Origin of the sequence: Nitratireductor luteus (assembly GCF_026162365.1) — a bacterium.
GTDB lineage: Bacteria > Pseudomonadota > Alphaproteobacteria > Rhizobiales > Rhizobiaceae > Chelativorans > Chelativorans luteus.
The window spans coordinates 121,017-144,791 of sequence record NZ_JAOANW010000008.1 but is presented as its reverse complement, the minus strand read 5'-3'; the positions used below and the strand labels follow the sequence as shown (position 1 = coordinate 144,791).

General features: G+C 64.1%; 21 protein-coding genes. 6 read left to right on the top strand and 15 right to left on the bottom strand.

From position 1 onward, the window contains the following. Positions 1–11: 11 nt before the first annotated feature. The 3 genes from N1058_RS13125 to N1058_RS13115 form a co-directional block, all read right to left on the bottom strand. Positions 12–1,949, bottom strand: a complete 1,938-nt coding sequence (locus tag N1058_RS13125; RefSeq protein ID WP_265518016.1) for a pilus assembly protein TadG-related protein — start codon at positions 1,947–1,949, stop codon at positions 12–14. Between the two features lie 206 nt (positions 1,950–2,155). Continuing rightward, on the bottom strand, positions 2,156–3,202 hold the full coding sequence (gene bmt / locus N1058_RS13120) for a betaine--homocysteine S-methyltransferase (RefSeq protein ID WP_265518015.1): 1,047 nt from the start codon (positions 3,200–3,202) through the stop codon (positions 2,156–2,158). Between the two features lie 72 nt (positions 3,203–3,274). Further along, positions 3,275–4,114, bottom strand: a complete 840-nt coding sequence (locus N1058_RS13115) for a helix-turn-helix domain-containing protein (RefSeq protein WP_265518200.1) — start codon at positions 4,112–4,114, stop codon at positions 3,275–3,277. Between the two features lie 204 nt (positions 4,115–4,318). Between N1058_RS13115 and N1058_RS13110 the strand changes: the two genes are divergently transcribed. Next, positions 4,319–5,326 carry a fatty acid desaturase gene (locus N1058_RS13110; RefSeq protein ID WP_265518014.1) on the top strand — a complete coding sequence of 336 codons (1,008 nt, stop codon included), beginning with the start codon at positions 4,319–4,321 and terminating at the stop codon, positions 5,324–5,326. Positions 5,327–5,397: 71 nt separating this feature from the next. Next, positions 5,398–6,192: a phosphate/phosphite/phosphonate ABC transporter substrate-binding protein gene (locus tag N1058_RS13105; protein WP_265518013.1), complete on the top strand. Its 795-nt coding sequence runs from the start codon at positions 5,398–5,400 to the stop codon at positions 6,190–6,192. 11 nt (positions 6,193–6,203) lie between these two features. Here the strand turns inward: N1058_RS13105 and N1058_RS13100 are convergent, their stop codons facing one another. Genes N1058_RS13100 through N1058_RS13090 form a run of 3 tightly spaced genes read right to left on the bottom strand, consistent with a single transcriptional unit; the run spans position 6,204 to position 10,955 of the window. After that, complete coding sequence (locus N1058_RS13100; protein WP_265518012.1) at positions 6,204–8,789, bottom strand: GcvT family protein; 2,586 nt, start codon at positions 8,787–8,789, stop codon at positions 6,204–6,206. Further along, entirely contained in the window at positions 8,786–9,376 is a 591-nt protein-coding gene (locus N1058_RS13095; protein ID WP_420847982.1) for an endonuclease domain-containing protein, read from the bottom strand. The genes N1058_RS13100 and N1058_RS13095 overlap by 4 nt, the downstream gene beginning before the upstream one ends. 4 nt (positions 9,377–9,380) lie before the next feature. Then, the gene (locus tag N1058_RS13090; protein WP_265518011.1) at positions 9,381–10,955 is read right to left on the bottom strand and encodes a trimethylamine methyltransferase family protein; all 1,575 of its coding nucleotides are present in this window, start codon (positions 10,953–10,955) and stop codon (positions 9,381–9,383) included. Positions 10,956–11,291: 336 nt separating this feature from the next. On the opposite strand from N1058_RS13090, the gene N1058_RS13085 reads away from it, so the two are divergent. Both N1058_RS13085 and N1058_RS13080 read left to right on the top strand, forming a co-directional pair. Further along, positions 11,292–12,671, top strand: coding sequence for an aspartate aminotransferase family protein (locus N1058_RS13085; protein WP_265518010.1), 1,380 nt, complete (start codon positions 11,292–11,294; stop codon positions 12,669–12,671). A gap of 53 nt (positions 12,672–12,724) precedes the next feature. After that, positions 12,725–13,129: a carboxymuconolactone decarboxylase family protein gene (locus N1058_RS13080; protein WP_265518009.1), complete on the top strand. Its 405-nt coding sequence runs from the start codon at positions 12,725–12,727 to the stop codon at positions 13,127–13,129. 291 nt (positions 13,130–13,420) lie between these two features. On the opposite strand, the gene mmsB is transcribed toward N1058_RS13080, so the two are convergent. Together mmsB and N1058_RS13070 are read right to left on the bottom strand one after the other, a co-directional pair. Beyond that, positions 13,421–14,314, bottom strand: a complete 894-nt coding sequence (mmsB, locus tag N1058_RS13075) for a 3-hydroxyisobutyrate dehydrogenase (protein ID WP_265518008.1) — start codon at positions 14,312–14,314, stop codon at positions 13,421–13,423. Between the two features lie 122 nt (positions 14,315–14,436). Further along, entirely contained in the window at positions 14,437–15,606 is a 1,170-nt protein-coding gene (locus N1058_RS13070; RefSeq protein ID WP_265518006.1) for an isobutyryl-CoA dehydrogenase, read from the bottom strand. Positions 15,607–15,805: 199 nt separating this feature from the next. On the opposite strand from N1058_RS13070, the gene N1058_RS13065 reads away from it, so the two are divergent. After that, positions 15,806–17,278, top strand: a complete 1,473-nt coding sequence (locus N1058_RS13065) for a cobyric acid synthase (protein ID WP_265518005.1) — start codon at positions 15,806–15,808, stop codon at positions 17,276–17,278. A gap of 7 nt (positions 17,279–17,285) precedes the next feature. Here N1058_RS13065 and N1058_RS13060 read toward each other — a convergent pair whose 3' ends face one another. From N1058_RS13060 to N1058_RS13045, 4 genes are all read right to left on the bottom strand, one after another. After that, entirely contained in the window at positions 17,286–17,708 is a 423-nt protein-coding gene (locus tag N1058_RS13060) for a VOC family protein (protein ID WP_265518004.1), read from the bottom strand. Positions 17,709–17,802: 94 nt separating this feature from the next. Next, positions 17,803–18,624: a helix-turn-helix domain-containing protein gene (locus N1058_RS13055; protein WP_265518003.1), complete on the bottom strand. Its 822-nt coding sequence runs from the start codon at positions 18,622–18,624 to the stop codon at positions 17,803–17,805. Positions 18,625–18,700: 76 nt separating this feature from the next. After that, positions 18,701–18,871, bottom strand: a complete 171-nt coding sequence (locus N1058_RS13050) for a hypothetical protein (RefSeq protein WP_265518002.1) — start codon at positions 18,869–18,871, stop codon at positions 18,701–18,703. 53 nt (positions 18,872–18,924) lie between these two features. Beyond that, a complete protein-coding gene (locus N1058_RS13045; protein WP_265518001.1) occupies positions 18,925–19,710 on the bottom strand; it encodes a TSUP family transporter in 786 nt (261 codons plus the stop codon). A gap of 107 nt (positions 19,711–19,817) precedes the next feature. Between N1058_RS13045 and N1058_RS13040 the strand changes: the two genes are divergently transcribed. Next, positions 19,818–20,213, top strand: coding sequence for a hypothetical protein (locus tag N1058_RS13040; RefSeq protein WP_265518000.1), 396 nt, complete (start codon positions 19,818–19,820; stop codon positions 20,211–20,213). A 116-nt stretch (positions 20,214–20,329) separates the two neighbouring features. Here N1058_RS13040 and N1058_RS13035 read toward each other — a convergent pair whose 3' ends face one another. The 3 genes from N1058_RS13035 to N1058_RS13025 are packed head-to-tail and all read right to left on the bottom strand — an operon-like array spanning position 20,330 to position 23,756. Then, complete coding sequence (locus tag N1058_RS13035; protein WP_265517999.1) at positions 20,330–21,946, bottom strand: ABC transporter ATP-binding protein; 1,617 nt, start codon at positions 21,944–21,946, stop codon at positions 20,330–20,332. Then, the gene (locus tag N1058_RS13030) at positions 21,943–22,812 is read right to left on the bottom strand and encodes an ABC transporter permease (protein ID WP_265517998.1); all 870 of its coding nucleotides are present in this window, start codon (positions 22,810–22,812) and stop codon (positions 21,943–21,945) included. Before N1058_RS13030 ends, N1058_RS13035 begins: the two co-directional genes overlap by 4 nt. Then, positions 22,809–23,756, bottom strand: coding sequence for an ABC transporter permease (locus N1058_RS13025; protein WP_265517997.1), 948 nt, complete (start codon positions 23,754–23,756; stop codon positions 22,809–22,811). Before N1058_RS13025 ends, N1058_RS13030 begins: the two co-directional genes overlap by 4 nt. Between the last annotated feature and the right edge of the window lie 19 nt (positions 23,757–23,775).

Here is a 23,775-nt window from a genome sequence, read left to right as displayed (position 1 = left end):
ATACGGGCGGACTATTGAATGAGGGCGATATTGCCGGCGCCGCTCGCCTCGACGCATTCCGACGTGGCGGAAGTGCCGCCGGACAACGAGACGCTTGCGCCGATCAGCTGCAGGCAATCGCCCTCGGCGCCCTCGATCCTGCCGCCGCCGTGCATGTCGACATCGCCGTTGGGGAAGTAGAATGCGCCTGAGATGCGTGCCTTGCCGCCCGCATCAATCATTGCCCCGGACGTAACATCGGGTGATTGCGGGCCAATGACCGCCAGTTTGGCCAGTGCTCCAGAGACCGGAGCCAACAAGGTGACGCTGTTGCCTCCGCTTATGCAGAAGGCGCGTTCCCGGCACGACCAGTCGCTGGGAGTCGTCTTGCCTGAAATGATGATGTTCACATCCTTGCCGTAGATCGCGCCCGGCCAGTCGGAGCAATTGGCGCCGCCCGTATCGATCTTGAAATAGCCGTCGATCGTGTAGATCCCGGCGCCCAGTTTGGCGCCACCTGCCAGATGCACATTGCCCGATATGTCGTGTTGCTCGGCGGCAGGAAAGACCAGGCAGCTTCCGCCGCCGCTGCCGTTCACATTGCCGCCGACGCGGTAGACGCCGTCTTTCCCGGTGGCGTCGGCCAGATGAGTGCGCGAGCCGCCGCTTACGGTTATGGCGTCGCCGTTCCCGGCGGACCGTATGATATAGCTGTTGGAAGCGCCGGCGCCGAGCGAGAGCTTCGCGCCGCCACCATTATGGATTCCGGCATCCAGAACGAACGTGCTCGGCCCATCAAAGGTCATCGTGCCGGAGTTGCAGATGCTGTAGAAGCTGGCCCCGCATTGGGTCGTACCCCGACCGATGTGGAAGGTCCCCGCGCCGAAAGTGACATTGGCCCCGTAGACGCCTTCCATGATGTTGAAGGTTCCCGGACCGAACGCGATCGGAGCGTTTTGCGTGTTGATGGCGCCCGAGAAATTATAGGTGATCTTCCGGATCGGCGGCTCGCTGCTCGCGTTGTTGAAGTCTATCCGGATACCGCCATCGGCGGTGATCGAACCGAGATTGACTTCGTCGCCGGTGCAGGTGACGACCCAGTGGGAACTCCATGCGCCGTCGGGTCTCGTGGCTGCGCAATCTGTCGCGTTCAGGGCCTCCAACTCCCGGTCCTTGAGCGGGGACCAGCCGAAATGGATGTTTTCTCTTTTCGCGACGGAAACCTTGCTCGGCCAGACCGCTTTATCCATTTCGTTGAAACGGGCTTGGAGCGTGGCCACGCCTTCATTTCCGGCGAGAGGATCGTCGGTGTACTTTTTGCTGGTTGGAGCAGGGTTGCCGTCCGGCTTTACGATATTATCGCTCCACCGGCAGTCGGCAGGCGCGCTTTCCGAGAAATAATTGGCGCCTTCCGTGGTGATCCTGGTGCCGCAGGGCGCCGTTATCGTGGCATTGGAGGCTACGTTGCAGGAACCTGCATTTACTCTCACGCCGCCGGATAGTGTGATTCCCGAGCCGGCTTGATCCAGAGCGAGAATGCAGCCGCCGCTTTCGGTAGCGATGGCAGTATTGGCCTGCGCCGCTATCTTCAGCGAGGGATCTATACCCAATACGGTAGCGAGCACGAGCTTGTTGCTGGTTTTTATCGTGACGTGAACGGCCTCAGCATCGGGATCGCGCGGTGAGGACGAAAGCGTGGTCACAATAGAGGAGCCGGGCAGACCGTTGAGCGCGGCGACATCGGCCGCTGCAGCCCGCATGCGCTCTTCCGATCCCGTGTCGCTATATGCCAGAGCGCCGGCGATGGACGCGAGGTCCGCTGCCCGCTGATTTTTCACGCGGGTAAGAAGGCCGGACCCATACTCGATCGACAGCGCGCTCATTCCCAGCAAGATCGGGAGCAGGAGTACGACAACGATTGCCGTGGCCCCCGAGCGATCCCCAGCAAACCGCCTTATTCGGTTATACATCCGATAGTCCCCGCCCATTCTTGGTTCGGGTAACGATCAGGCTCTATCGTTGACTAAAACGTTAATTCGGAGCGTGGTTTTTGCGCGGCTCGAAAAAAAACAACCGAATAAGCTTAAAGATTTCTATTACTGGTATTAAAGTCAGTTTTCCGGCGATCCCTAGTTGTATTCTGGGAGTGCCCAACTCAAGCCCATCCTGGATGCGTTCAGGGCTTCCCGCGAAGGCTGGCCTCTGTATTCGACCCGGTACGTCTGCGCCGGCTTCTGCCGGGTCCGCTATCGGCACCGCTCTGGGCCGCGCCCTTGTTGCGCATCGGGCCAACGCGGGCTTCGATGGCGGCGATGTCGGGGCGACCGTTCTTCTGGTGCCCATCGAGCGCCTTGCGCATGGCGGCCAGGTGCTCGAACGAGGTGCCGCAGCAGCCGCCGATGATCCTGGCGCCGCCGTCGACGGCAAGGCGCACATACTCGCTCATGAGTTCGGGCGTGCCCGAATAATGGATCTCGGTACCACGAAATTCCGGGATGCCGCAATTGCCCTTGACCACGATGGTGGCGTCGGGGCGGGCTTCGGACATGTCCAGCAGGGCCGCAAGGATATCGGGCGCGCCGACGCCGCAATTGGCGCCCACGGCAACCGGCTTCTGCGGCAGCGTTTCGCCGACATCGTGAATATTCTTTGGGGCGAGGCCCATCATGGTGCGGCCGGCCGTGTCGAACGAACCGGTATAGGTGTAGGGCAGGCCCACTTTGATCGCTGCTTCTGCCGCGGCCTTGATCTCGTCGGGCGCCGACATGGTCTCGATCCAGGCGACTTCCGCGCCGCCGGCCTTGAGGCCCTCGATCTGTTCCGCGAAGGCCTCGACGGCGGCCTCGTAGGTGAGCGCCCCCAGCGGCACCAGCAGTTCGCCGGTAGGGCCGACGGAGCCGGCGACGATGACGCGGCGGCCAGCCTTGGCGGCGACGCGGCAGGCGATCTCGGCGGCTTTCTTGTTGAGCTCGAAGACACGATCCTGGCCGTCGTGCAGCTTGAGCCGGTGCCGCGTGCCGCCGAAGGAATTGGTCAGGATGATATCGGCGCCCGCATCGATGAAGCCCTGATGCAGCGCCTCGATCTTTTCCGGCGCTTCATCGTTCCAAAACTCCGGCGCCTCGCCGGACTGCAGCCCCATGGCGAAGAGGTTTGTGCCGGTCGCGCCATCGGCGAGCAGTACGCCTTTTTCCGCAATAAGCGCGTCGATCGGGTTCTGCATGAGATGCCGCCTTCATTGGAATGCTTGGGGTTTCGCAAACATATAAAGAAATCTTTATATGTCGTCAACGCGTCATTCGACCTTAAGTCCCCGGATGAAGCCGGCCGTTTCGTGGGCGTTGATTTCGGCGATACGAATGAGGCCGTCGAAATGGCGCGTCAGCGTCGTCACGGTCTGGCGGGCGTTCAGAACGAGATACATGCCACCCATGTAGATCGCCGCCCGATAGGGGCCGAAAACCGTGTAGGGCGCGGAAAAACGCTGCCGCCAGTCGAAAAGGAACAGCCGGAAGGTGGGGTAGAGATCCTCGATCAGATCGGCCATATGGGCAAGCTGCGCCGCGCGCACCGCCGCCGGCAGGCCGTCCCATCGGCCTTTGCCAAGGGCGAACAGCTCCAGGGTCTGGCGTGGCATGCAGACCTCCATATCCGTCTCGGGTCGGCGGTTATAGTCCACACGGTATTGGGCTTCCTCGCGCTGGGCATCGCGGCTGATGTGGGCTGCGTCGGCCTCGAAGTCGATCACCGCCTCGGTGCGCAGCAGGTCTGGGATGCCGGAGGGCACGTAGCGGATTTTGGTTCCGACCGCCTCGGCGTGCCATTTGGCGAGCATGGTGCTGCCGAAGCCTGCTTCCGCTTCCGCAATCTCCAGGCTCTCGCGCAGTTCTCCCGTAATGCCTTCGTCCTGGCTGAGGCCAAGCAGCCAATCGAGCGAGACCTGATGCTCGGCGGCGATATTCAGCAGCGTCTCGGCGCGGGGCAGGCGGGTCGAGCTTCCCGAGAGAAGCTGCGACAGGGCCGACCGGTCGATGCCGACGGCGCCGGCAAAGGCCGACTGGTTGAGGCCGGTGCGCTGCATCAAAAGTTTCATGCGCTCGCGGAACGTGCCGGAAAGGTCGCGCTTGTCGATCATGCGATCCATGAGATTTCCTCGAAAGGAGGTTTATATACCGCGTTTCGTTACTTTAGTAAACAAATGCGATGCTTGCTGCGCATCCGCAACGTATTGTGCTCATTCTCTCGTTGAAGCGCGGCGTTCCTGCTGACATCCTCCTGTCAGTCAAGCGAAGGCTACGCGCGGCGATTCGCAGCGGGGCGGCGCCAACCAGGGAAAAGAATGAGACGTGAGAACAAGAGCCGGGACGGTCGTCCGGCGATTGAATGGCCGACATTTGCCTTGATTCTGGTGTGCTACGCCGCCTGGGGTGGCGCGGGCATTTTCCTGTGGCCCGATTGGCCTGTCGCGGCGCTGGTGATCCTGACATTCACGGTCGCGCTGCAGTCGTCGCTGATGCACGAGTGCCTGCACGGCCATCCCACCCGGAACCCACGGGTGAACGAGGCGCTCGTCTTCCTGCCCATCGGCCTCGTCTACCCCTATCGCCGGTTCAAGGCACTCCATCTGCGCCACCATGCCGACGAAAGGCTGACCGACCCGTTCGAGGATCCGGAAAGCTATTACCGGGCCCTTTGGGAATATGAGGCCATGCCCGGGTGGGCGCGCCGGCTGCTCGACATCAACAACACCATGCTCGGGCGCTTCATCCTGGGACCGGCAATCATGAATTTCGGTTTCATCGCTTCCGAGTTGCGCCTGATCCGCCAGGGCGATGCCGCAGTGCGCCGGGCGTGGCTTCTGCATGGTGTGGGACTTGCCATTGTGCTGCCTGTCATTGGCTATGTCTTCTCGATGCCCCTGTGGCTCTATGTGCTGGTGCCCGCATGGTTCGGCCAATCGCTGATCTCGATCAGGACCTTTGCCGAGCACCAATGGTCCGAGCGGCCGGACGGGCGAACGATCATCGTCGAGCGCTCGCCGCTGTCCTTCCTGTTCCTGAACAACAACCTGCACCTCGTTCACCACAAGATGCCGACCGTCCCGTGGTACCGGCTGCCGGAGCACTACCGGCAGAAGCGCGAGGAGTGGCTTCGGCTGAACGGCGGCTACGCCTACCCGAACTACCTGGCGCTTTTCAGGGATTTTGCCTTCAAGGGAAAGGAGCCGGTTCCTCATCCGATCCTGCGCCGCGAGCCGCACCAGCCGCGTGCCTTCCGTCCACGGGTTGCGGGCGCCAAGGCACGGGGCGGTGCGATGCCGGTCCCTGCCAAACCCACGGACGACTGAAAAACAGCCGCAACACCGGGTTTTCTCTATAAAAGCTTGAACCTTACGTCCGTTTGCGTACACATTCGGCCATGAGCCAGGTTGCCGCGCTGCCGATGTATGACTGGCCCGAAATCCGGGCTGAGACGGATGCGCTGTGGAGCCAGCTTGCCAAGGCGCTGCGATCCTGCGGCGTCGAGGCTCCGGAGCGGCTTGCCCGCAATAATGCTGCTCTGCCGCCGGTGCCGGGCGGGATCCGCGACGAGACCGGTGCGGTCATCGCCGCCGATCCGGCGGACCTGCCGTCCGACGAACTGGACCTGCAGGCACTGTGGCATCATCCGGACCTGCTTTTGGCGCAGACCTGCTGGGGCCCGATGAATGCGGGCCTGCATGAGCATGTGCAACTGGTCGGCCAGCCCGACTATTCGTCCTGCGAGGGTGGTGCCGGGGCCTGCTATTCCAGCGCCGTCCTGATGCGGCGGGGCGAGGGCGCCGAAAGAAGCGTCGCCGCTCCCCTGGAGGGAAACGCCTTGCTGCCGCTGGACCGGATGAAAGGCGCGCGCATCGCCTATAACGAACCGGTTTCGATGTCCGGCTATCTCGCGCTCATGCAGGATATCGACAGCGATGCAGGCCTGTTCGCGGAGACCGTCGAGACGGGCTCACATCGTGCCTCGGCGCAGGCGGTGGCGGAGGGCAGGGCGGATCTGTGCACGGTCGATTGCCGGAGTTGGGCCCTGATCCAGCGTTTCGAGCCATATGCGGCGGAGCTTGTCGCCGTCGGCTGGACGGCCCGGCGCAAGGGCCTGCCCTACATCACCTCCAGATATACCGCGCCCAACGATATACGCGTCCTGCGGCAAGTGCTGGCGCTGGGCGACTGATCTGCGCCACCTCACCCCCTCATCCGCTCGCCCACCGGATCGAAGGGCGGATCGATATTGATGCGGGCTGGGCGGCGGTGACCGAGGATTTCGATCTCGAACAGGCCTTCGCTTTCATCCTCGGCGAGTTCGGCCGGCACGTAGCCCTGTGCCATGGATTTGCGTACATAATGCGCGTATCCGCCCGAAGTGACCCAGCCGACCACGCGCCAGGCGCCATCCTCGATGCCCCTGACTGAGGACGCACCGCCCGATCCGTCCGGCGCGGCGCGGCCCTCGATCTCACCACCATCCGCGCCGAAGCGCTGTGCGCCGAAGCCATGGGATTTTGCGACGGTGCCGAATTCGCGCCCGTTCACGCGGGCCCATATGGGCTCGTCGCCCATCACATCGGCGTCCGACACCGCGACGACAAACGAAACCCGCCGAAGCTTCGGGCCCTCGGCCTGCTCCCTGGCGGCGGCCTCGCGTCCGATGAAATCGTTCTTCTCGAGCTTGACGAACCGGCCCATGCCGCCTTCGTACGGGCCGTAGATCGGCCGCAACTCGCGGAACCATGTCGGAAAGTTCTTTTCCAGCCGCATGCACAGCAGGGCGCGCATCCCGAAATCGGCGATGCCGAATGGCGCACCTGCCTCCTTTATCGCCATATACACCTGGCGCTGATAGGCGGGCGGCATCCATATCTCGTAGCCCAGATCGCCTGTATAGGTCAGCCGGTTGACCATGCAGGGGCAGCCGGCCACCGCCATCTGGCGGAAATCCATGAAGCGGAAGGCATCTCTTGATACGTCGATGTCGGCGAGCTTTTCCAGCACGGCGCGTGATTGCGGACCGGCAATGGAAAGACCCACCAGCGTCTGGTCGAAACGGTGGATGCGAACCGATCCGTCCCCAGGCAGGTGCTTTTCGAACCAGCGCATGTGATAGACCTGCGCCGCCGACGAGCCCCAGATCATGAACCGCTCTTCTTGCGCCTTGGCGATGGTGAAATCGCCGATGAGCTTGCCGAATTCGTTGAGCATGGGCGAAAGCACGATGCGGCCCGTCTTCGGCATGCTGTTGGTCATCAGTCGGTTGAGGAAGTCTTCCGCGCCGGGGCCCGTGACCTCGTACTTGGCGAAATTGGCGATCTCCGTGACGCCGACGCGCTCGCGCACGGCGCGCACCTCTTCTCCCACATGCTCGAAGTCGTTGGAGCGGTGGAAGGAGACGATATCCTTCGGCGCCGTGCCCTTGGGCGCGAACCAGAGCGGCGTTTCCAGCCCCCAGGAATCGCCCATCACCGCATTGTTGTCGCGGGTCATGATGTCGTAGAGGGGCGTCGTCTGCGCGGGACGAGCGGCGGGCAGTTCCTCGTTGGGGAAGCGGATGGAGAAGCGGCGGGAATAGTTCTCGCGCACTTTGGCGTTGGTGTAGCGAAGGCTTGCCCACTCGCCGAAGCGGGCGACATCCATGCCCCAGACGTCGAAGCCGGGATCTCCGTCGACCATCCAGTTGGCAAGCGCCAGCCCCACGCCGCCGCCCTGGCTGAACCCGGCCATGACGGCGCAGGCGCACCAGAAATTGGTCAGCCCCTGCACGGGCCCGACCAGCGGGTTGCCGTCGGGCGCGAAGGTGAAGGGGCCGTTTATGATCTGCTTGATGCCGGCATTCTGCAGCGCCGGGAAATGGCGGAAGCCCACTTCCAGCGAAGGCGCGATGCGGTCGATGTCGGGCTCCAGAAGCTCGTGGCCGAAATCCCATGGCGTCTGGCGCGGCGACCAGGGTTTCGCCGCCTTCTCATAGGTGCCGAGCAGGATGCCGTTGCGCTCCTGCCGCGTATAGATTTCGCCCTTGAAATCGATGACGCCGATCATCTCGCGGCCAGTGGAGCGGTTGAATTCTTCCACCTCCGGCATGGGCTCGGTGAGCAGATACATGTGCTCCATGGCCAGAAGCGGCAGTTCCAGCCCAACCATGCGTCCCACCTCGCGCGCCCACAGGCCGCCGCAATTGACCACATGCTCGGCCTTTACCGTGCCCTGCTCGGTGACGACGTTCCACGTGCCGTCCGGCTCCTGGGTAAGCTCGGTCACACGGTTCCGAAGCACGATCTCGGCGCCGAGCTTGCGCGCGGCCCTGGCATAGGCGTGGGTTGTGCCTGAGGGGTCGAGATGGCCTTCCACCGGATCCCACATGGCGCCGACGAAATGCGTCTCGTCCATCAGCGGGAACATCGCCTTGGCTTCCGACGGCGTGATCAGTTCCGTCTCCATGCCGAGATAGCGACCCTTGGCATGGGCCAGCCGCAGGAAATCCATGCGCTCCGGGCTGTCGGCCAGCATCACGCCGCCGGTCAGATGCAGGCCGCAGGACTGCCCGGAAAGCTCCTCGATCTCCTTGTAGAGTTGCACGGTGTAGGCCTGCAGCCGGGCGACGTTCGGGTCGCCGTTCAGCGTGTGGAAACCGCCGGCGGCATGCCAGGAAGAACCGGAGGTAAGCTCCGAGCGCTCGATGAGCAGGACGTCCCGCCAGCCGGCGCGGGCGAGGTGGTAGAGGACCGAGCAGCCAACGACGCCGCCACCGATGACAACCGCTTTTGCGTGGGATTTCATTTGCTTATGTCCGTACCTGAAATTGATCTTGGGGCGTGTATGAAGCGCAGGTTGGGAGCGCTGACGTCCTCGGCAAGGCGGCCCTCCAGGGCTGCAAGGATTGTTTCGCAGACCGTGCTTCGCTGCTGCAGAACGACGACATTCCAAAAGCGCAGCACGGAGTAGCCGTGGGAACGCATGAACTCATCGCGCCTGCGGTCATGTGCACTTTCGATATGTTGACTGCCGTCGACCTCGACGACGAGCCATCGTTCCCGGCAAGCGAAGTCAGCGAAGAAGGGGCCGATGGGGAACTGGCGCGTAAATTTGAAACCGCCCAACCTGCGCAGCTTCAACTCCAGCCAGAGCAAGGCTTCCGCTTCATTATCGGTCTGGCGGAGCTGACGAGCGCGTTTGGTGACGCCCGCTTTCCGGCGGCTTCGCGTGGCGGCGGCGTCTTCCCCCACTCCGTCCCTGCGGGCCACCTCTCCCCCCGCTGGGGGGAGAGGAAGGGTGCCTGAGGTTGCGGCCGGCTCTTCCTCTCCCCCGTCGAGCGGGGGAGAGGTGGTCCGCGAAGCGGATCGGAGTGGGGGTCGACGGGTGCGCATCGGCTTAAAAATCCGTGGGCGCGCCGCCTTCGCGGATGCGCCGGGCGACGAAATCGTCGAGTTCTTCGCGGATGGCCGGGTCGAGGGGCGGTTCCTCGTATTGGGCGAGGCGCTCTTTCCATAGCCGGTTGGCGTGTTCGATGGCCGTGGGGGCGCCGGCCTGCGCCCAGCTTTCGTAATTGCGCCAGTCCGAGATGATGGGGGCGTAGAAGGCGGTCTTGTAGCGGGCCTGGGTGTGCGGCGAGCCGAAGAAGTGGCCGCCGGGGCCAACGTCGCGGATCGCATCGACCGCCAGCGCATCCGGCGAGAGGTCAAGCGGGGTGAGGAACTCGGCCACCATCTGCAGGAGGTCGATGTCGAGCATCATCTTCTCGTAGGAGCAGCACAGCCCGCCCTCCAGCCAGCCGGCGGCATGCTTGACGAAGTTCGTGCCGGACTGGACGCAGCCCCACAGCGAGAACACGCTTTCATAGGCGGCTTGCGCGTCCACCGTGTTCGCCGCACAGGCATTGGAGCTGCGATAGGGGATGTCGTAGCGGCGGGCGAGCTGGCCGCCCAGTAATTGCGCCTTCATGTATTCCGGCGTGCCGAAGGCCGGGGCGCCGGAGCGCATGTCGACATTGGAGGTAAAGCCGCCATAGGCGGCGGGCGCGCCTTTCCTGACCATCTGGCTGAAGGCGAGCCCCGCCAACGCCTCGGCGTTCTGCTGGACGACCGCGCCGGCAATGGTGACGGGGGCCATGGCGCCGGCCAGCGTGAAGGGCGTGATGATGACGGCCTGCCCCATGGAGGACATCTGGATGATGCCTTCCATCATCGGAACATCCAGCTTGAGCGGGGAATTGGTGTTGATGACGGTCATGCAGGAAGGCTGCTCCTGCAACTGCTCGCGGCTGAGGCCGCGCACGATGCGCGCTATCTCGATGCCGTCCACGTTGCGCTCCTTGCCCAGCGAATAGATGTGAAAAACCTTGTCCGTCAGCGTCACGATATCGCGCAGGCATTCCAGATGGCGGACCGAAGGATGCACGTCGATCGGCTCGACCGGATAGCCGCCGATGCAGTGGATGATGTTGTGCATCTGGGCGAGCTTGATGAAATTCCGGAAATCCGCCTGGTTCCCCGGCCGGCGGCCCCGGTCCGTGTCGGAGCAATTGGGCGCCGAGCCGATCTGCGAGAAGATCATGCTGTTGCCGCCCATATGCAGGTCATGGGCGGGGTTGCGGGCGTGGAGCGTGTATTCGGACGGGCAATGGGCGATCAGCCCGGCGATCAGCTCGGCGTCGAAATGGACGCGATGGGTGTCCGGCCGAACGTCCGCGCCGTGCTCCTTCATGATCGCACGCGCTTCATCGTGGAGCACCTCCAGGCCGATCTCCGAAAGCACGCGCAGCGAGGCGAGGTGAATGGATTCCAGCTCGTCATCGGAAACGATCGGGGTGCAGGGGAAGGGCGATTTGATCTGCTGGAAAGCCGGCTGGGAGAAGCCGGAAGCGCCATTCCGCTTTCCCGTGCGCCCGCCGCGGCGGGTGCGGCCCGGCTCCGGCGCGGTTTCGTTCGGCGTGCTGAATTCGGTCATCAAGCGCCTCATCCTCCTGGAACAGCGGAATGATGGACCCGTCCTCGGTCGCAGAACACGGGAGCGGCGACGGAAAGGGCAACAGATGCGACATCGCGCGACGCGAAAAGGCCTTTTGAGGCAGATGCCGGTTCGGCTTGATTGCCGGTGCCGGCACCCGCTACATTGGGCGCATGAAAAAGCTCGGGCACATCGCGCCAGCCGCAAAGCCATCGCCGCGCACACGGCATGCGGAGCTTCTGCGGCTGTGCGCCCGCATCGGATACTCGCCGCCGCGTTCCGTTTGAAACGCCGCCCGGCCCTTGCCGGAACGATTCAAACGGAGACGCCAATCCCATGACGTATCAGAACTTTTCCCTGAAGCAGCTTCAGGACATCGATGCCGCGCACCATCTGCATCCTTTCACCGATCATAAGGATCTGCGTGATGCGGGCGCGCGCATCATCACCCACGCCCAAGGCCCCTTCGTCTACGATACCGAAGGCAATGAGCTTCTCGACGGCATGGCCGGCCTTTGGTGCGTGAATATCGGCTATGGCCGCGACGAGCTTGCCGACGTGGCTTATGCCCAGATGAAGGAGTTGCCCTACTACAACTCCTTCTTCCGCTGCTCCACGCCTTCGCCGGTGCTGCTCGCGCAAAAGCTGGCGGAGATCGCGCCGAAGAACGTCAACCAGGTATTTTACGGCTCGTCGGGGTCGGAGGCCAACGACACGGCGCTGCGGCTGGTGCGGCACTATTGGGCGCTGGAGGGGAAGCCGCAGAAGAACCGCATCATATCGCGAAAATGGGCCTATCACGGCTCGACCATCGCAGGCACCTCGCTCGGCGGAATGGAGGCCATGCACGGACAGCTCCACGGCGCGGTGCCCAATATCGCTCATGTCATGCCGCCCTATGCGTTCGAGCTGAAGGAGAAGGGCGAGAGCGACCATGATTTCGGACTGCGCGCGGCCAGAGCGGTCGAGGACGCCATTTTGGAATCCGGCCCAGAGAACGTCGCCGCCTTTATCGGCGAACCGGCTATGGGGGCGGGCGGCGTGAAGGTTCCGCCGGAAAGCTATTGGCCGGAGATAGACCGCATCTGCAAGAAGCACGATGTGCTCCTGATGCTCGACGAGGTGATCACCGGCTACGGCCGCACGGGAGAATGGTTCGCCGCCCAGAGGTTGGGGCTGGAGCCCGATACGATCACCACGGCCAAGGCGCTCACCTCCGGCTATCAGCCGCTCTCGGCGCTTCTGGTGGGCGACCGCATCGCCGCCACGCTGGTGGAAAAGGGCGGCGAGTTCTATCACGGCTACACCTATTCGGGGCATCCGGTGGCCTGCGCAGTGGCGCTGAGGAACCTCGAGATCATCGTGCGCGAAGGCCTCATCGAGCGCGTGCGCGAGGATACCGGCCCCTATTTCGCCGAGGCGCTGGAAGAGCGCCTGGCCGGCCATGGCATCGTCGGCGAGACGCGCAGCTTCGGCCTGATGGGCGCCATCGAGATCGTCAGCGACAAGGACACGCGGAAGCGCTTCGACGGCGGCGGCGCGGCGGCCGTGGCCGTGCGCGACCACGCAATCGCGGAAGGCATGATGATGCGCGCCGTCGGCGATACGATGATCCTGTCGCCGCCGCTGATCTGGACAAGGGAGACGATCGACATGGCCTGCGACCGTATCGTCAGGGCGCTGGACAAGGCGGAGATCGACTTGCGTGAGACCTGACGTAGCAATGGCGGCCGGAGTTATACTCCGGCCGCGCAATCGAGGAGGCGACGATGGATGGGCCCGTGGTGCCGCTGGTGGAATATGAAGTGGCGAACGACGAGGTTCGCGCGGTGTATGACGACATTATGCAGACGCGCGGGACGGATTGGGTGAACAATTTCTGGAAGGTGCTGGCGCACGATCCGGCGCTGCTCAAGCGGACCTGGGAAAGCGTCAAGGAGGTGATGGGCCCCGGCGCGCTCGATCCGCTGGTGAAGGAGATGATCTATGTTGCCGTCTCGGCCACCAATGGATGCACCTACTGTACCTACTCCCACACCGCCTCGGCGCGCGCCAAGGGCATGAGCGAAGCCCAGCTCATGGAGGTGATGGCCGTCGTCGGCATGGCCAACGAGACCAACAGGCTGGCGAACGGCTTGCGGCCGCCGGTGGACGAGGCGTTCCGCCCGGTCTGAGGACGGCATGTGGGATCGCCGATATGCGAAAGCCGCGCTCTCCGGGCGGGGAGAGACGCGGCATTACGCACACACATAAGCGGAAACCTTGCCTGATACGATACGCTGGCAGGCCCTTGTCTCCGGTACGCGAGACCTTTTCCGGAGCACTTGGAGGCCTTGATGTCCGCCTCGAAGACCGTTTTAGCCGGACATCGTTACCGGGAGGTTAGCAAGTGCTTTCGCAAATCTTAATTTGCTGTTTTTTCTGCAGTTTTACGATTGGGTAAGGTTTCGCGCCATGCTCGTGCATTACGGCGACGGTGCAGCTTTCCCGCGCAGGAAGTTGATGATGCCGGAGAAATCCGCGCCTCCATTGCCCATGGATTCGAAGAGGGCGTAGAGCTGAGCGGCCTCGGCGCCGAGCGGCGTGGCGGCACCCGTGCTGCCCGCGGCCTCCTGCGCCAGGCGCAAATCCTTGAGCATCAGGCCGGCGGCAAAGCCGGGCTTGTAGTCGCGGTTGGCGGGCGAGGCGGGCACGGGGCCGGGAACCGGGCAATAGGTGGTGAGCGACCAGCACTGGCCGGACGACGTCGACGCGACGTCGAACAGCGCCTGGTGCGACAGGCCCAGCTTCTCGGCCAGCACGAAAGCCTCGCACACCCCGATCATCGAAATGCCGAGGATCATATTGTTGCAGATCTTGGCGGCCTGGCCGGCCCCGGCGTCGCCGCAATGCACGATCTTGCCGGCCATGGCGTCGAGCACCGGCCGGGCCCTTGCGAAGGCTTTCTCGCCGCCGCCCGCCATGAAGGTCAGCGTGCCGGCTTCCGCGCCGCCGACGCCGCCCGAGACGGGGGCGTCGACCGAAAGGTGACCGTTCGCCGCGGCGATCTCATGGGCGCGGCGGGCGGATGCCACGTCGATGGTGGACGAATCGATAAAGAGCGTTCCCTTCGGCGCGCGGGGCGCGAGGTCTTCATAGACCGAGATCACATGCGCTCCAGCCGGCAGCATGGTGATGACGATCTCCGTGCCGGCAATGGCCTTATGGGCGCTGCCGGCAACGGAAACGCCGTTGCTTTCGGCCTTCTTCAGATTGTCGGCGACCAGATCGTAGCCGGTCACCGCGTGCCCGGCCTTGACCAGATTGGCCGCCATGGGATTGCCCATATTGCCGAGGCCGATGAATGCAATGGTGGCCATGTGAGGTTCCTCCAGTGGGGTGGGCAGCAAGGGAGCAAGGCAGTATGGGAATAGGGCAGTGAGAACGTCCGGCACCGGATATGGCGGCCTTCCTATTGCCTTGCTGCCCCATTCCCTACTCCCTAACTCCTTCCCACCATGTGCCGCGCGACGATGACGCGCATGATCTCGTTGGTGCCTTCCAGGATCTGGTGGACGCGCAGGTCGCGCACCAGTTTTTCCAGGCCGTATTCGTGCAGATAGCCGTAGCCGCCATGGAGCTGCAGTGCATCGTTGGCGATGTCGAAACAGGTGTCGGTGACAAAGCGCTTCGCCATGGCGGACCATTTGGAGGCATCGGGCGCCTTGGCATCCAGCCTTGCGGCCGCCGTATAGAGCAACATGCGCGATGCGTTGAGGTTCGTCTCCATGTCGGCCAGCTTGAATTGCAGTCCCTGGAAGCGGTTGATCTTCTGGCCAAAAGCCTCGCGCTCTCCCGTGTAGGCGACCGCCTTGTCGACGGCCGATTGCGCGCCGCCGAGCGAGCAGGCGGCGATGTTGAGACGGCCGCCGTCGAGCCCGGCCATGGCGATCCGGAAACCCTGACCCTCATCGGAGAGAAGGTTTTCTACCGGGACCCGGCAATCCTCGAAAACGACCTGCCGCGTGGGCTGCATATGCCAGCCCATCTTCTTTTCCGCCGGCCCGAAGGAGAGTCCCGGAGCGTCCTTCGGTATGACAAGAGTGGAGACGCCGTTCGGCCCGTCCTCGCCGGTGCGCACCATGGTCACATAGATGTCGCTGACGCCGGCGCCCGAGATGAATTGTTTCGAGCCATTGATCACATAGTGATCGCCCGACTTGACGGCCCGGGTTTTGAGCGCTGCCGCGTCGGAACCCGCGCCTGGCTCGGTCAGGCAATAGCTGGCCAGCCACTCCATGCTGGTGAGTTTCGGCAGGAAGCGTTTGCGCTGTTCCTCATTGCCGAAGACGTCGATCATCCAGGCCGCCATGTTGTGGATGGAGATGAAGGAGGAAAAGCCGGGACAGGCGGCGGCGAGTGCCTCGAAGATCAGCACTGCGTCCAGCCGGCCAAGCGCCGAGCCGCCAACATCGTCGCGCACATAGATGCCGCCGAAGCCGAGCGGCCCTGTCTCGCGGATGACATCGGCGGGAAAATGCCGCTTTTCATCCCATTCCAGGGCATGGGGGGCGACGCGGTCCGCCGCGAAAGCCTGGCTCATTTCCTGGATTGCACGCTGATCCGCGTTCAGCGAAAAAGCTTCGCTGCCGCTTTCGACTTTGGCATCCATCTCATCCTCCCAGCGCGCTGTGCGTCCGCTTGAACGTACAGCGCTCTTCCTTGTTTTTCCGCATGTTTGCTGACTTCAAGTGATTCCACCTGACTGCTAAATGCTGGTTGCCGGCATCTTTTCTTATCCGGCAGTCTAGTGCATTGGGTCGGGTACGCAATCCGAAGGCGCACACAGTCGGTGTGCAGAAGGAGATTCCATGGCGCGCGCCATCATGCTGCAGGGAACGGGCTCGGATGTCGGCAAATCCGTGCTGGTGGCCGGCCTTTGCCGCGCGGCGCGCAATCGCGGGCTGACGGTGCGTCCCTTCAAGCCGCAGAACATGTCGAACAACGCGGCGATCGCCGAGATTCCTGCGGCAAATGTGGAAGGGGAAATCGGCCGGGCGCAATGGCTCCAGGCGCTGGCGTGCGGCGTCAGGCCGAACGTGCACATGAACCCCGTCCTGCTCAAGCCGCAGAGCGATGTCGGTGCTCAGATCGTCGTGCAGGGTCGCGTCTTCGGCGAGGCGAAGGCCTCGGCCTATGGCGCGCTGAAGGAGCAATTGCTGGCGGCGGTGATGGATTCCTGGCGCAAGCTGGGTGAGGACGCCGACCTCGTCATCGTCGAAGGCGCCGGGTCGCCGGCCGAAATCAATCTGCGCGACCGCGATATCGCCAATATGGGCTTTGCCACCAGGGCCGGCGTGCCCGTTATCCTGGTGGGAGACATAGACCGGGGCGGCGTGATCGCGGCGCTGGCCGGAACCCATTTGATCCTGCCGGAAGGCGACCGCGCGGCGATCGAGGGTTTCATCATCAACAAGTTCCGCGGCGATGTTTCATTGTTCGACGCCGGGCTGTCAGCCATCACCCGCTTCACCGGCTGGCGCTCGTTCGGCGTCGTACCGTGGCTGCCGCAGGTGGCGCATCTGCCGCCCGAGGATGCGGTCGCGCTCGACCGGCGGGCGGCGACGGGTACGGATGTCCAATTGCGGATCGCCGTTCCCAAGCTGTCGCGCATCGCCAATTTCGACGATCTCGACCCGCTCGGCTCCGAACCCGGCGTGGAGGTAGTTTTCGTGCCGCCGGGGCGCGCGCTGCCGCGCGATGCGGACCTGATCGTGCTGCCGGGCACCAAGTCGACGGTCGCCGACATGCGCTTCCTGCGCGCCCAGGGCTGGGACGAGGACATCCTGCGTCATCACGGGCGCGGCGGGTCGGTGATCGGCCTGTGCGGCGGCTTCCAGATGCTCGGCCGGCTGGTGCGCGATCCCGAGGGCCACGACGGGGCCGGCGGCGAGGAAAAGGGCCTGGGCCTCCTCGATGTCGATACCGTGATGGCCGCCGAAAAAAAGGTTAAGGGTGTCACCGCCCTTTCGGTGGCCGGCGATCTGCCCATTTCCGCCTATGAGATACATATGGGGCGGACGAGCGGGCCCGACTGCGCCCGGCCCGTAGCGCTGGTCGAGGGGCGGCCGGAGGGCGCGACGTCAGCGGACGGGCGCGTATGGGGCACCTATCTGCATGGCATCTTCACCGCCGATGCCTATCGCCGCGCCTTCCTTGCCGGTTATGGCGTCCAAGCGGCCAGCGCCGGTTATCGTGAGCGCCTGGAGACCGCGCTCGACGGGATCGCCGACGCGCTGGAACAACATCTCGACTGCAGCGGTCTGTTCGCGCTGGCACGGTAAAGGCCGATCAGGATACGTTGCCGGCCTTGGGCCAATAGGTGCCGACGCACCACACATTGCCTTCGGGGTCGCGGCAGATGAATTCGGTGCTGCCATAGGATCGCTCCACCAGTTTCTGGAGTATTTCCGCCCCCGCATCCTTGGCCTTCTCGTAAGCTGCAGTGGCGTCCTCGACGGCGATATAGGTGGATTTTCCGCCGGTTGCTCCCGATGTGCCGACCATCGCGCCATAGGCGTCGTCGGCCGCATCGCCCAGCATGACGATCGAGGCGCCCAACACCATTTCGGCATGAGCCACCCGGTTTCCGTCCATATGCTTTTCCCGGGCCGTGAAACCCAGCGCCTTTTCCAGCCATTCGACCATGGCGGAGGCATCGCGGTAGCGGAATGTCGGAAAGATGGAAGGGGCCTGGCGAGTGCTTTCATTCATGATGTTTCTCCCGATGTCGATCGCGCGAAGATAGGCCGGCTGCGCCAGCCCGGTCTTGAAGAAATGTTACCTGCGCGCTTGTTCGGCCTAGGTGTCAGCCGAGGGCCGGCAGATCCTGGAGGGCGGCCGGGGAGACGCCGGCCAGTGCCCGACATTCACGAATGAAATGCGCCTGGTCGGAGTAGCCGCCGCTGTCGGCGATCTCTGCCCAGCGGACGGGCGCCTTGTCGATGGCTTGCATGGTAGCGCCCAGTCGGACGATGCGGGCCACCGCTTTCGGGCCAAGGCCGATCTCGGCCTTGAAGCGCTCGTTGAGATGCTTGCGGCCCCAGCCGATTTCTGCCGCGATCCTGCCGACGGGCAGCCTTCCACGGCTGAATTCCACCATGGCCATAGCCCGCCCGACGGCAGCGCAGGGCGGGGGAGCGGCGGCAAGCCGGTCGGCGACGAACCGGGCGACGATGTCCAGCCTGCGCACGGGCGCTCTTTCGAGCGCCAGCCTTTCGCGCAGGCGTTCTGCGTCGGAGCCCAAAAGCGCGTCGAGCGGGATCATGCGGGCGGTCAGTTCGCTCAAGGGCATCCCGAAAAAGCGCCGTGCGCCCCTTGGGGTAAAATTCACCTGGACACATGCCGATGCGCCGAAGCTGTCGATATAGACAGGGCCTGCGAAAAGCCCGGCGGCAAAGGTGCCATACCGCTCATGCGTCGCCGCCATTCGGCCGAGGCCGATGACGAAGGGGTCGCCGAAGCTGATGACCAGCGGAACGACCAGAGAGGCTGGCCCGCGCTGTCTGAAATGCGCCCGGCGGGTCTCGCGATAGTCGCAGATGTCTACGACATCGCCAGCCAGTGCCGGTGGCGGCGGGCGGCGCAGAAAGTGGCAGTCGGCGGTCGAAGGCGGCGCCGGCCCGTCCAAGTCGGAAGTACGCTCCATGCGGGGCAGGATAGCGCACTTCGTTCCAGCTCAGAAGCCTTTGGCGTATTCGCGCGGGCTAGATTCCCCTCAAGACGCAGGCCAGGGCCAGCAGCGCATAGGCGGCTGTCATGATCCAGACGGCCGAGATCGGAATCATCGCGAGGAAGCCGAAAGCGCCGACGAGCGCGATGATGGCGATCAGAAGGGAGATCAGGAATACGAGCTTGGTCGGTGCATTGAGTGTCATAGGATCCTCGCGACAAAGTTGTGCCTGCGTGAATTCCTAGGCTGACCGGGCGGTTATAGGCCAATATAGGCGGCGATCGGGTTCCCGTCCTCGGTCAGGAGCTTGATGGCGAGCGCGATGCAGGTGATCACCAGCAGTGGTTTGATGAGCTTAGCGCCGTTCTTCATGGCAAGCGAGGCGCCGAGCCGCGCGCCGGCGAATTGCGCCGCGCCCATGACGAGCCCGGCCTTCCAGACCACCGCCCCCGCCAGCGCGAAAGCAAGGAAGCCGCCGACATTCGACGAGAAGTTCAAAAGCTTGGTGTGCGCGGTCGCCTTCAAGACGCCGAAGCCGGCAAAGGCGACGAAGGCGATCATGAAAAAGGAGCCGGTTCCCGGCCCGAACGCGCCGTCGTAAAAGCCGATCAGAGGCACGACCGTGAAGCCGAACAAGGCGGGCGAAATGCGGCGTATCCGGTCGAGATCGTCCATATCGGGCTTTAGCGCGAAATAGACGGCGATGCCGATCAGAAGCAGCGGCAGTATCGTTTCAAGAACCGCGCCGGGCAGGATGGTCGCGAGCGCCGCCCCGCCGATGGAGGCGAGAAACGAAAGCAGCGCCCACGGCAATTGTGCCTTGAGGTCGACATGGCCCTTGGCTGCGTAGGCGATCACCGAAGAGCCGGAGCCGAAAAGGCCCTGCAACTTGTTGGTGCCGAGTGATTCTATGGGGCTGAAGCCGGCCAGAAGCAGGGCAGGGATCGTTACCAGACCACCGCCGCCTGCAATCGCGTCGATGAAGCCGGCAAAAAAAGCGGCGAAAGCAAGGAGAACGAGCGTTTCACCGAATATGTCAAACATTTGGCAATATTAACCTGCAAAGGCAAGAGGCGGACTTGCATCACAGACCGGCGCCAGGTGCAAGGAGATTTCGCTTGTGCCAGCACCGGAAGTCGGAAAGGGGCGGCATGGTTTCCGCAAAAGAACCGGACCGCGAGGTTCCCTCCGCACCCGCTGCTGACCCGGCGGCAGATGCCGCTGAAGTGTTGCTGCTCCTGCGGCTGGTCTTGTCGGACGGCGCACCGGACAAGAATACGATGACGGTGCTGCGACGGGTCGCCCGCCGCGCCTTCGGCCTCAATGAAGCGGATTTCCTGGAAATCTACGTCTCCTTGCGCGCCCTCGGCGAGGCGGGTGCGGCCGGCGCGGCGGCGCATTTTCAGGAAAAGCCCCGGCCGGAAAAGGTGGCTCTCGGCCGCACGATCATGGCCATCTGCCGACACGACGAGGCGCTGAAGCCGCATATCGAGCGGGCCCGCAGCCGCGTTGCCGTGCTCTTGGACATCGAGGAAGATGGAATCTAGAGCGCCATGCGTCCGTTCGGACGCATGGCGCTCTATCTTCTTGTTTTTCCGCATTTATGCGGACGTCAGATGATTCCATCTGACTGCAAAATGCTTTAGCGCAGCGTCCTTGCGCCTCAGGCGGCGCCTTGCCTCTGCAGGGCGCGTTCGAGATCGGGGGCGGCATCGATGAGGGCGCGGGCGGGCACGGTCTCGGGGTGATGGAGCACGCGCGCCGTCGGCCCGCGTTCGACGATCCTGCCGTCATGCATCACCATCACCTCGTCGGTAATGGCGCGCGCCACGGTCAGGTCGTGGGTGATGAAGAGATAGGCCACGCCGAGCCTGGCGTTGAGGTCGGCGAAGAGGTCGAGCACCTGGGCGCGTATGGAAACGTCGAGCGCGGAGACAGGCTCGTCGGCCACGATCAGCTTGGGCCTCGTGATGATGGCGCGGGCGATGGAGATGCGCTGGCGCTGGCCGCCCGAGAACTCATGCGGGTATTTCTCCATGTCGGCAGGCGAAAGCCCTACCTGCGACAGGGCCTCGGCCACGCTCTCGCGGCGCTCCGCCGGCGACGGCCTGCGGTCCAAAAGGTGCAGGGGCTCGGCGACGAGCCGTTCCACCTTGTGGCGCGGGTTGAAGGAGCCGTAGGGGTCCTGGAACACGACCTGCATGTTGCGGCGGTGCGGCCTGAGCGCATCCTCGCTCTTATCCTCCAGCGCTTCGCCCTGAAAACGAATGGAGCCCGCCGTCGGGCGATCCAGCGCCAGGATCATACGGGCGAGGGTGGATTTTCCGCAGCCCGACCGCCCGACCAGCGCCATCGAACGCCCGGCGGGCAGTTCGAACGAGACATGGTCGACCGCGCGGAAGGGCGCGGGGCGCGTGAAAAGCCGACGCGCGCGCACCGGATAATCGCGCACGACCTCCTTTACCTGCAGCAAGGGCGCGGGCTTGGATTGGCCGGGTGATTGCGGGCGATGGGGAACATGGGTGGAGGCTTCGGCAAGCTGCCTCGTATAGGGGTGGGCACGCTGCGACAGCGTCTGCTTGGTGTTGCCGGCCTCCATCACCTCGCCATGGCGCATGATGGTGATCCGTTCGGCCATATCCGCCACCACGGCAAGATCGTGGGAGATGAGAAGCAGGCTCATTCCGTCCTCCGCCACCAGGCTCTTCAAGAGCTTGAGGATCTGCGCCTGCAACACGACGTCGAGCGCGGTGGTGGGTTCATCGGCGATCAGCAGCTTGGGCTTCAGCGCGCAGGCGATGGCGATCACCACGCGCTGGCGCTGGCCGCCGGAAAGCTCGTGCGGATAGCGGGTCAGCGGAAATTGCGCTTCGGGCAGGCCGACGCGATGGAGCATGGCGCGGGCGCGCGTCTCGGCGTCGGCCCTGTTGGCGCCGGTATGCCAGCGAATGCCCTCCGCCACCTGCTCGCCTATGGTCTTGACCGGGTTGAGCGCCGTCATCGGCTCCTGGAAGACCATGCCCAGATCGTCGCCGCGCAGCCGGCACATGGCCGCCTCGGGCGCGGCCACAAGGTCTATTCCGTCGAACATGATGCTGCCCCTGGCACGGGCGGCGTGTGGCAGAAGCCCCATGACGGCAAGCGCCGTCATCGACTTGCCGGAACCCGATTCCCCCACCAGACCCATGACCTCACCCCGCCCGATGGACAGGCTGATATCCTTCAGGATGGGCGTGCCGCCTATGTCCAGCGACAGATTCTCGATCTCGAGCAGGCTCATCGCTGGCGCCTCACGCGGGGGTCGAGCACGTCGCGGAGGCCATCGCCGAGCAGGTTCAGCCCGAGCACGGTGACGACGATGGCAAGGCCGGGGAAGAGCGCCAGGTGAGGGGCCACTACCATGCGGGTCTGGGCGTCGAACAGCATGCGGCCCCAGGAAGGCATAGGCGGCTGTGCGCCGAGGCCGAGATAAGACAGGCCCGCCTCGGCCAGTATGCCCAGCGCGAACTGGATCGTGCCCTGCACCAGAAGCACGCTGGCGATATTCGGCAATATGTGTTCGACGGTGATCAGGAAGCGGCCCTTGCCGGATGCGCGGGCGGCAAGCACATATTCGCGCGGCCAGATGGCCAGCGCGCCGGCACGGGCCACGCGGGCAAAGACCGGCACATTGAAGATGCCGATGGCGATGATCGCATTGATCGCGCTGGGGCCGAAGATCGCGGTGATCATCACCGCCGACAGAAGGGCGGGAAAGGCGAAGACGAGGTCGTTGACGCGCATCACCGCCTCGTCCAGCCAGCCGCCGCGCGCGGCGGCCCAGCAGCCCAGCGGCACGCCGAGGCCGATGCCGATGCCGACGGCAAGGATGGCCACGGCGATGGAATTGCGCGCCCCGATCATGATCATGGAGAGGATGTCGCGGCCGAGATGGTCGGTGCCGAAGGGGTAGGCCAGCGACAGGCCCTGCATGCGGTCGGAAACCTGAAGGCGCGTGATATCGTGGGGCGTCCATACGAAGGAGACGATGGCCATGGCCGCCACAAGCGCGACGATGGCAAGGCCGATGAGGAACGAGCGATTGGAGAGCGCCTGGCGCAGAATGTGGCGTTCAGGCCCCGCGATGAAAACGGGATCAAGGCTCATCGCGCCGTCCTCAGTCTTGGATCGGCGATGGCGTAGCACACGTCGACCAGCATGTTCACCGCAATGACGGTTGCGACCAGCAGCATGACCACGCCTTCCACGACGATGAGATCGCGCTGGCTGATGGCCTGAAAGACGAGGCGGCCCAGCCCCGGCAGGTAGAACACGTTCTCGATGATGATCGTGCCGGCAAGCAGGAAAGCGAACTGCAGGCCCATTATGGTCAGCACCGGGATGAGCGCGTTCCGCAGCGCGTGCCGCCACAGAACCGCCCGCCGTGGCAGGCCCTTGGCGCGGGCGGTGCGGATATAGTCTTCGCCCAGCACCTCCAGCATTGCCGAACGGGTGACACGGGCGAGAATGGCGGCCTGCGGCAGCGCCAGAGACACGGCGGGTAGCAGGAGGGCCGCCAGCCCTTGCAGGATGCCTTGGTCCCAGCCCGGAAAGCCGCCGGCGGGCACCAGCCGCAAGCCGACCGCAAAAACATAGACGAGCAGCATCGCGAACCAGAAATTGGGGATGGCCACACCCACCTGCGCCAGCCCCATGGTCAGCGTGTCGGAGAGCGTGCCCCGGCGCGAGGCGGCGTAGACGCCCACCGGCAGGGCAATCAGCGTCGACAGCGCAAGCGCCAGCAGCGCCAGCGGCAGCGAGACGGCGACGCGCTCGGCGATCAGGTCGATGACGGGCGTCGAATAGGTGTAGGACCGGCCGAAATCGCCGGTTGCCAGCCCGGCTACCCAATCAAGGTAGCGGGCCAGGACGGGCTGGTCGATGCCCATTTCCATGCGCAGCGCCGCCAGCGCCTCTGGACTGGCATTCATGCCCAGCATGATGCGCGCCGGATCGCCCGGCAGCACTTCCAGCACCGAAAAGACGATGATGGAAGCGGCAAGCAGCGTCAGGAGCCCGGTGAGGAGCCGCTTGGCAAGGTATGGGATCATGTCTTGCGATTCAGCCTGC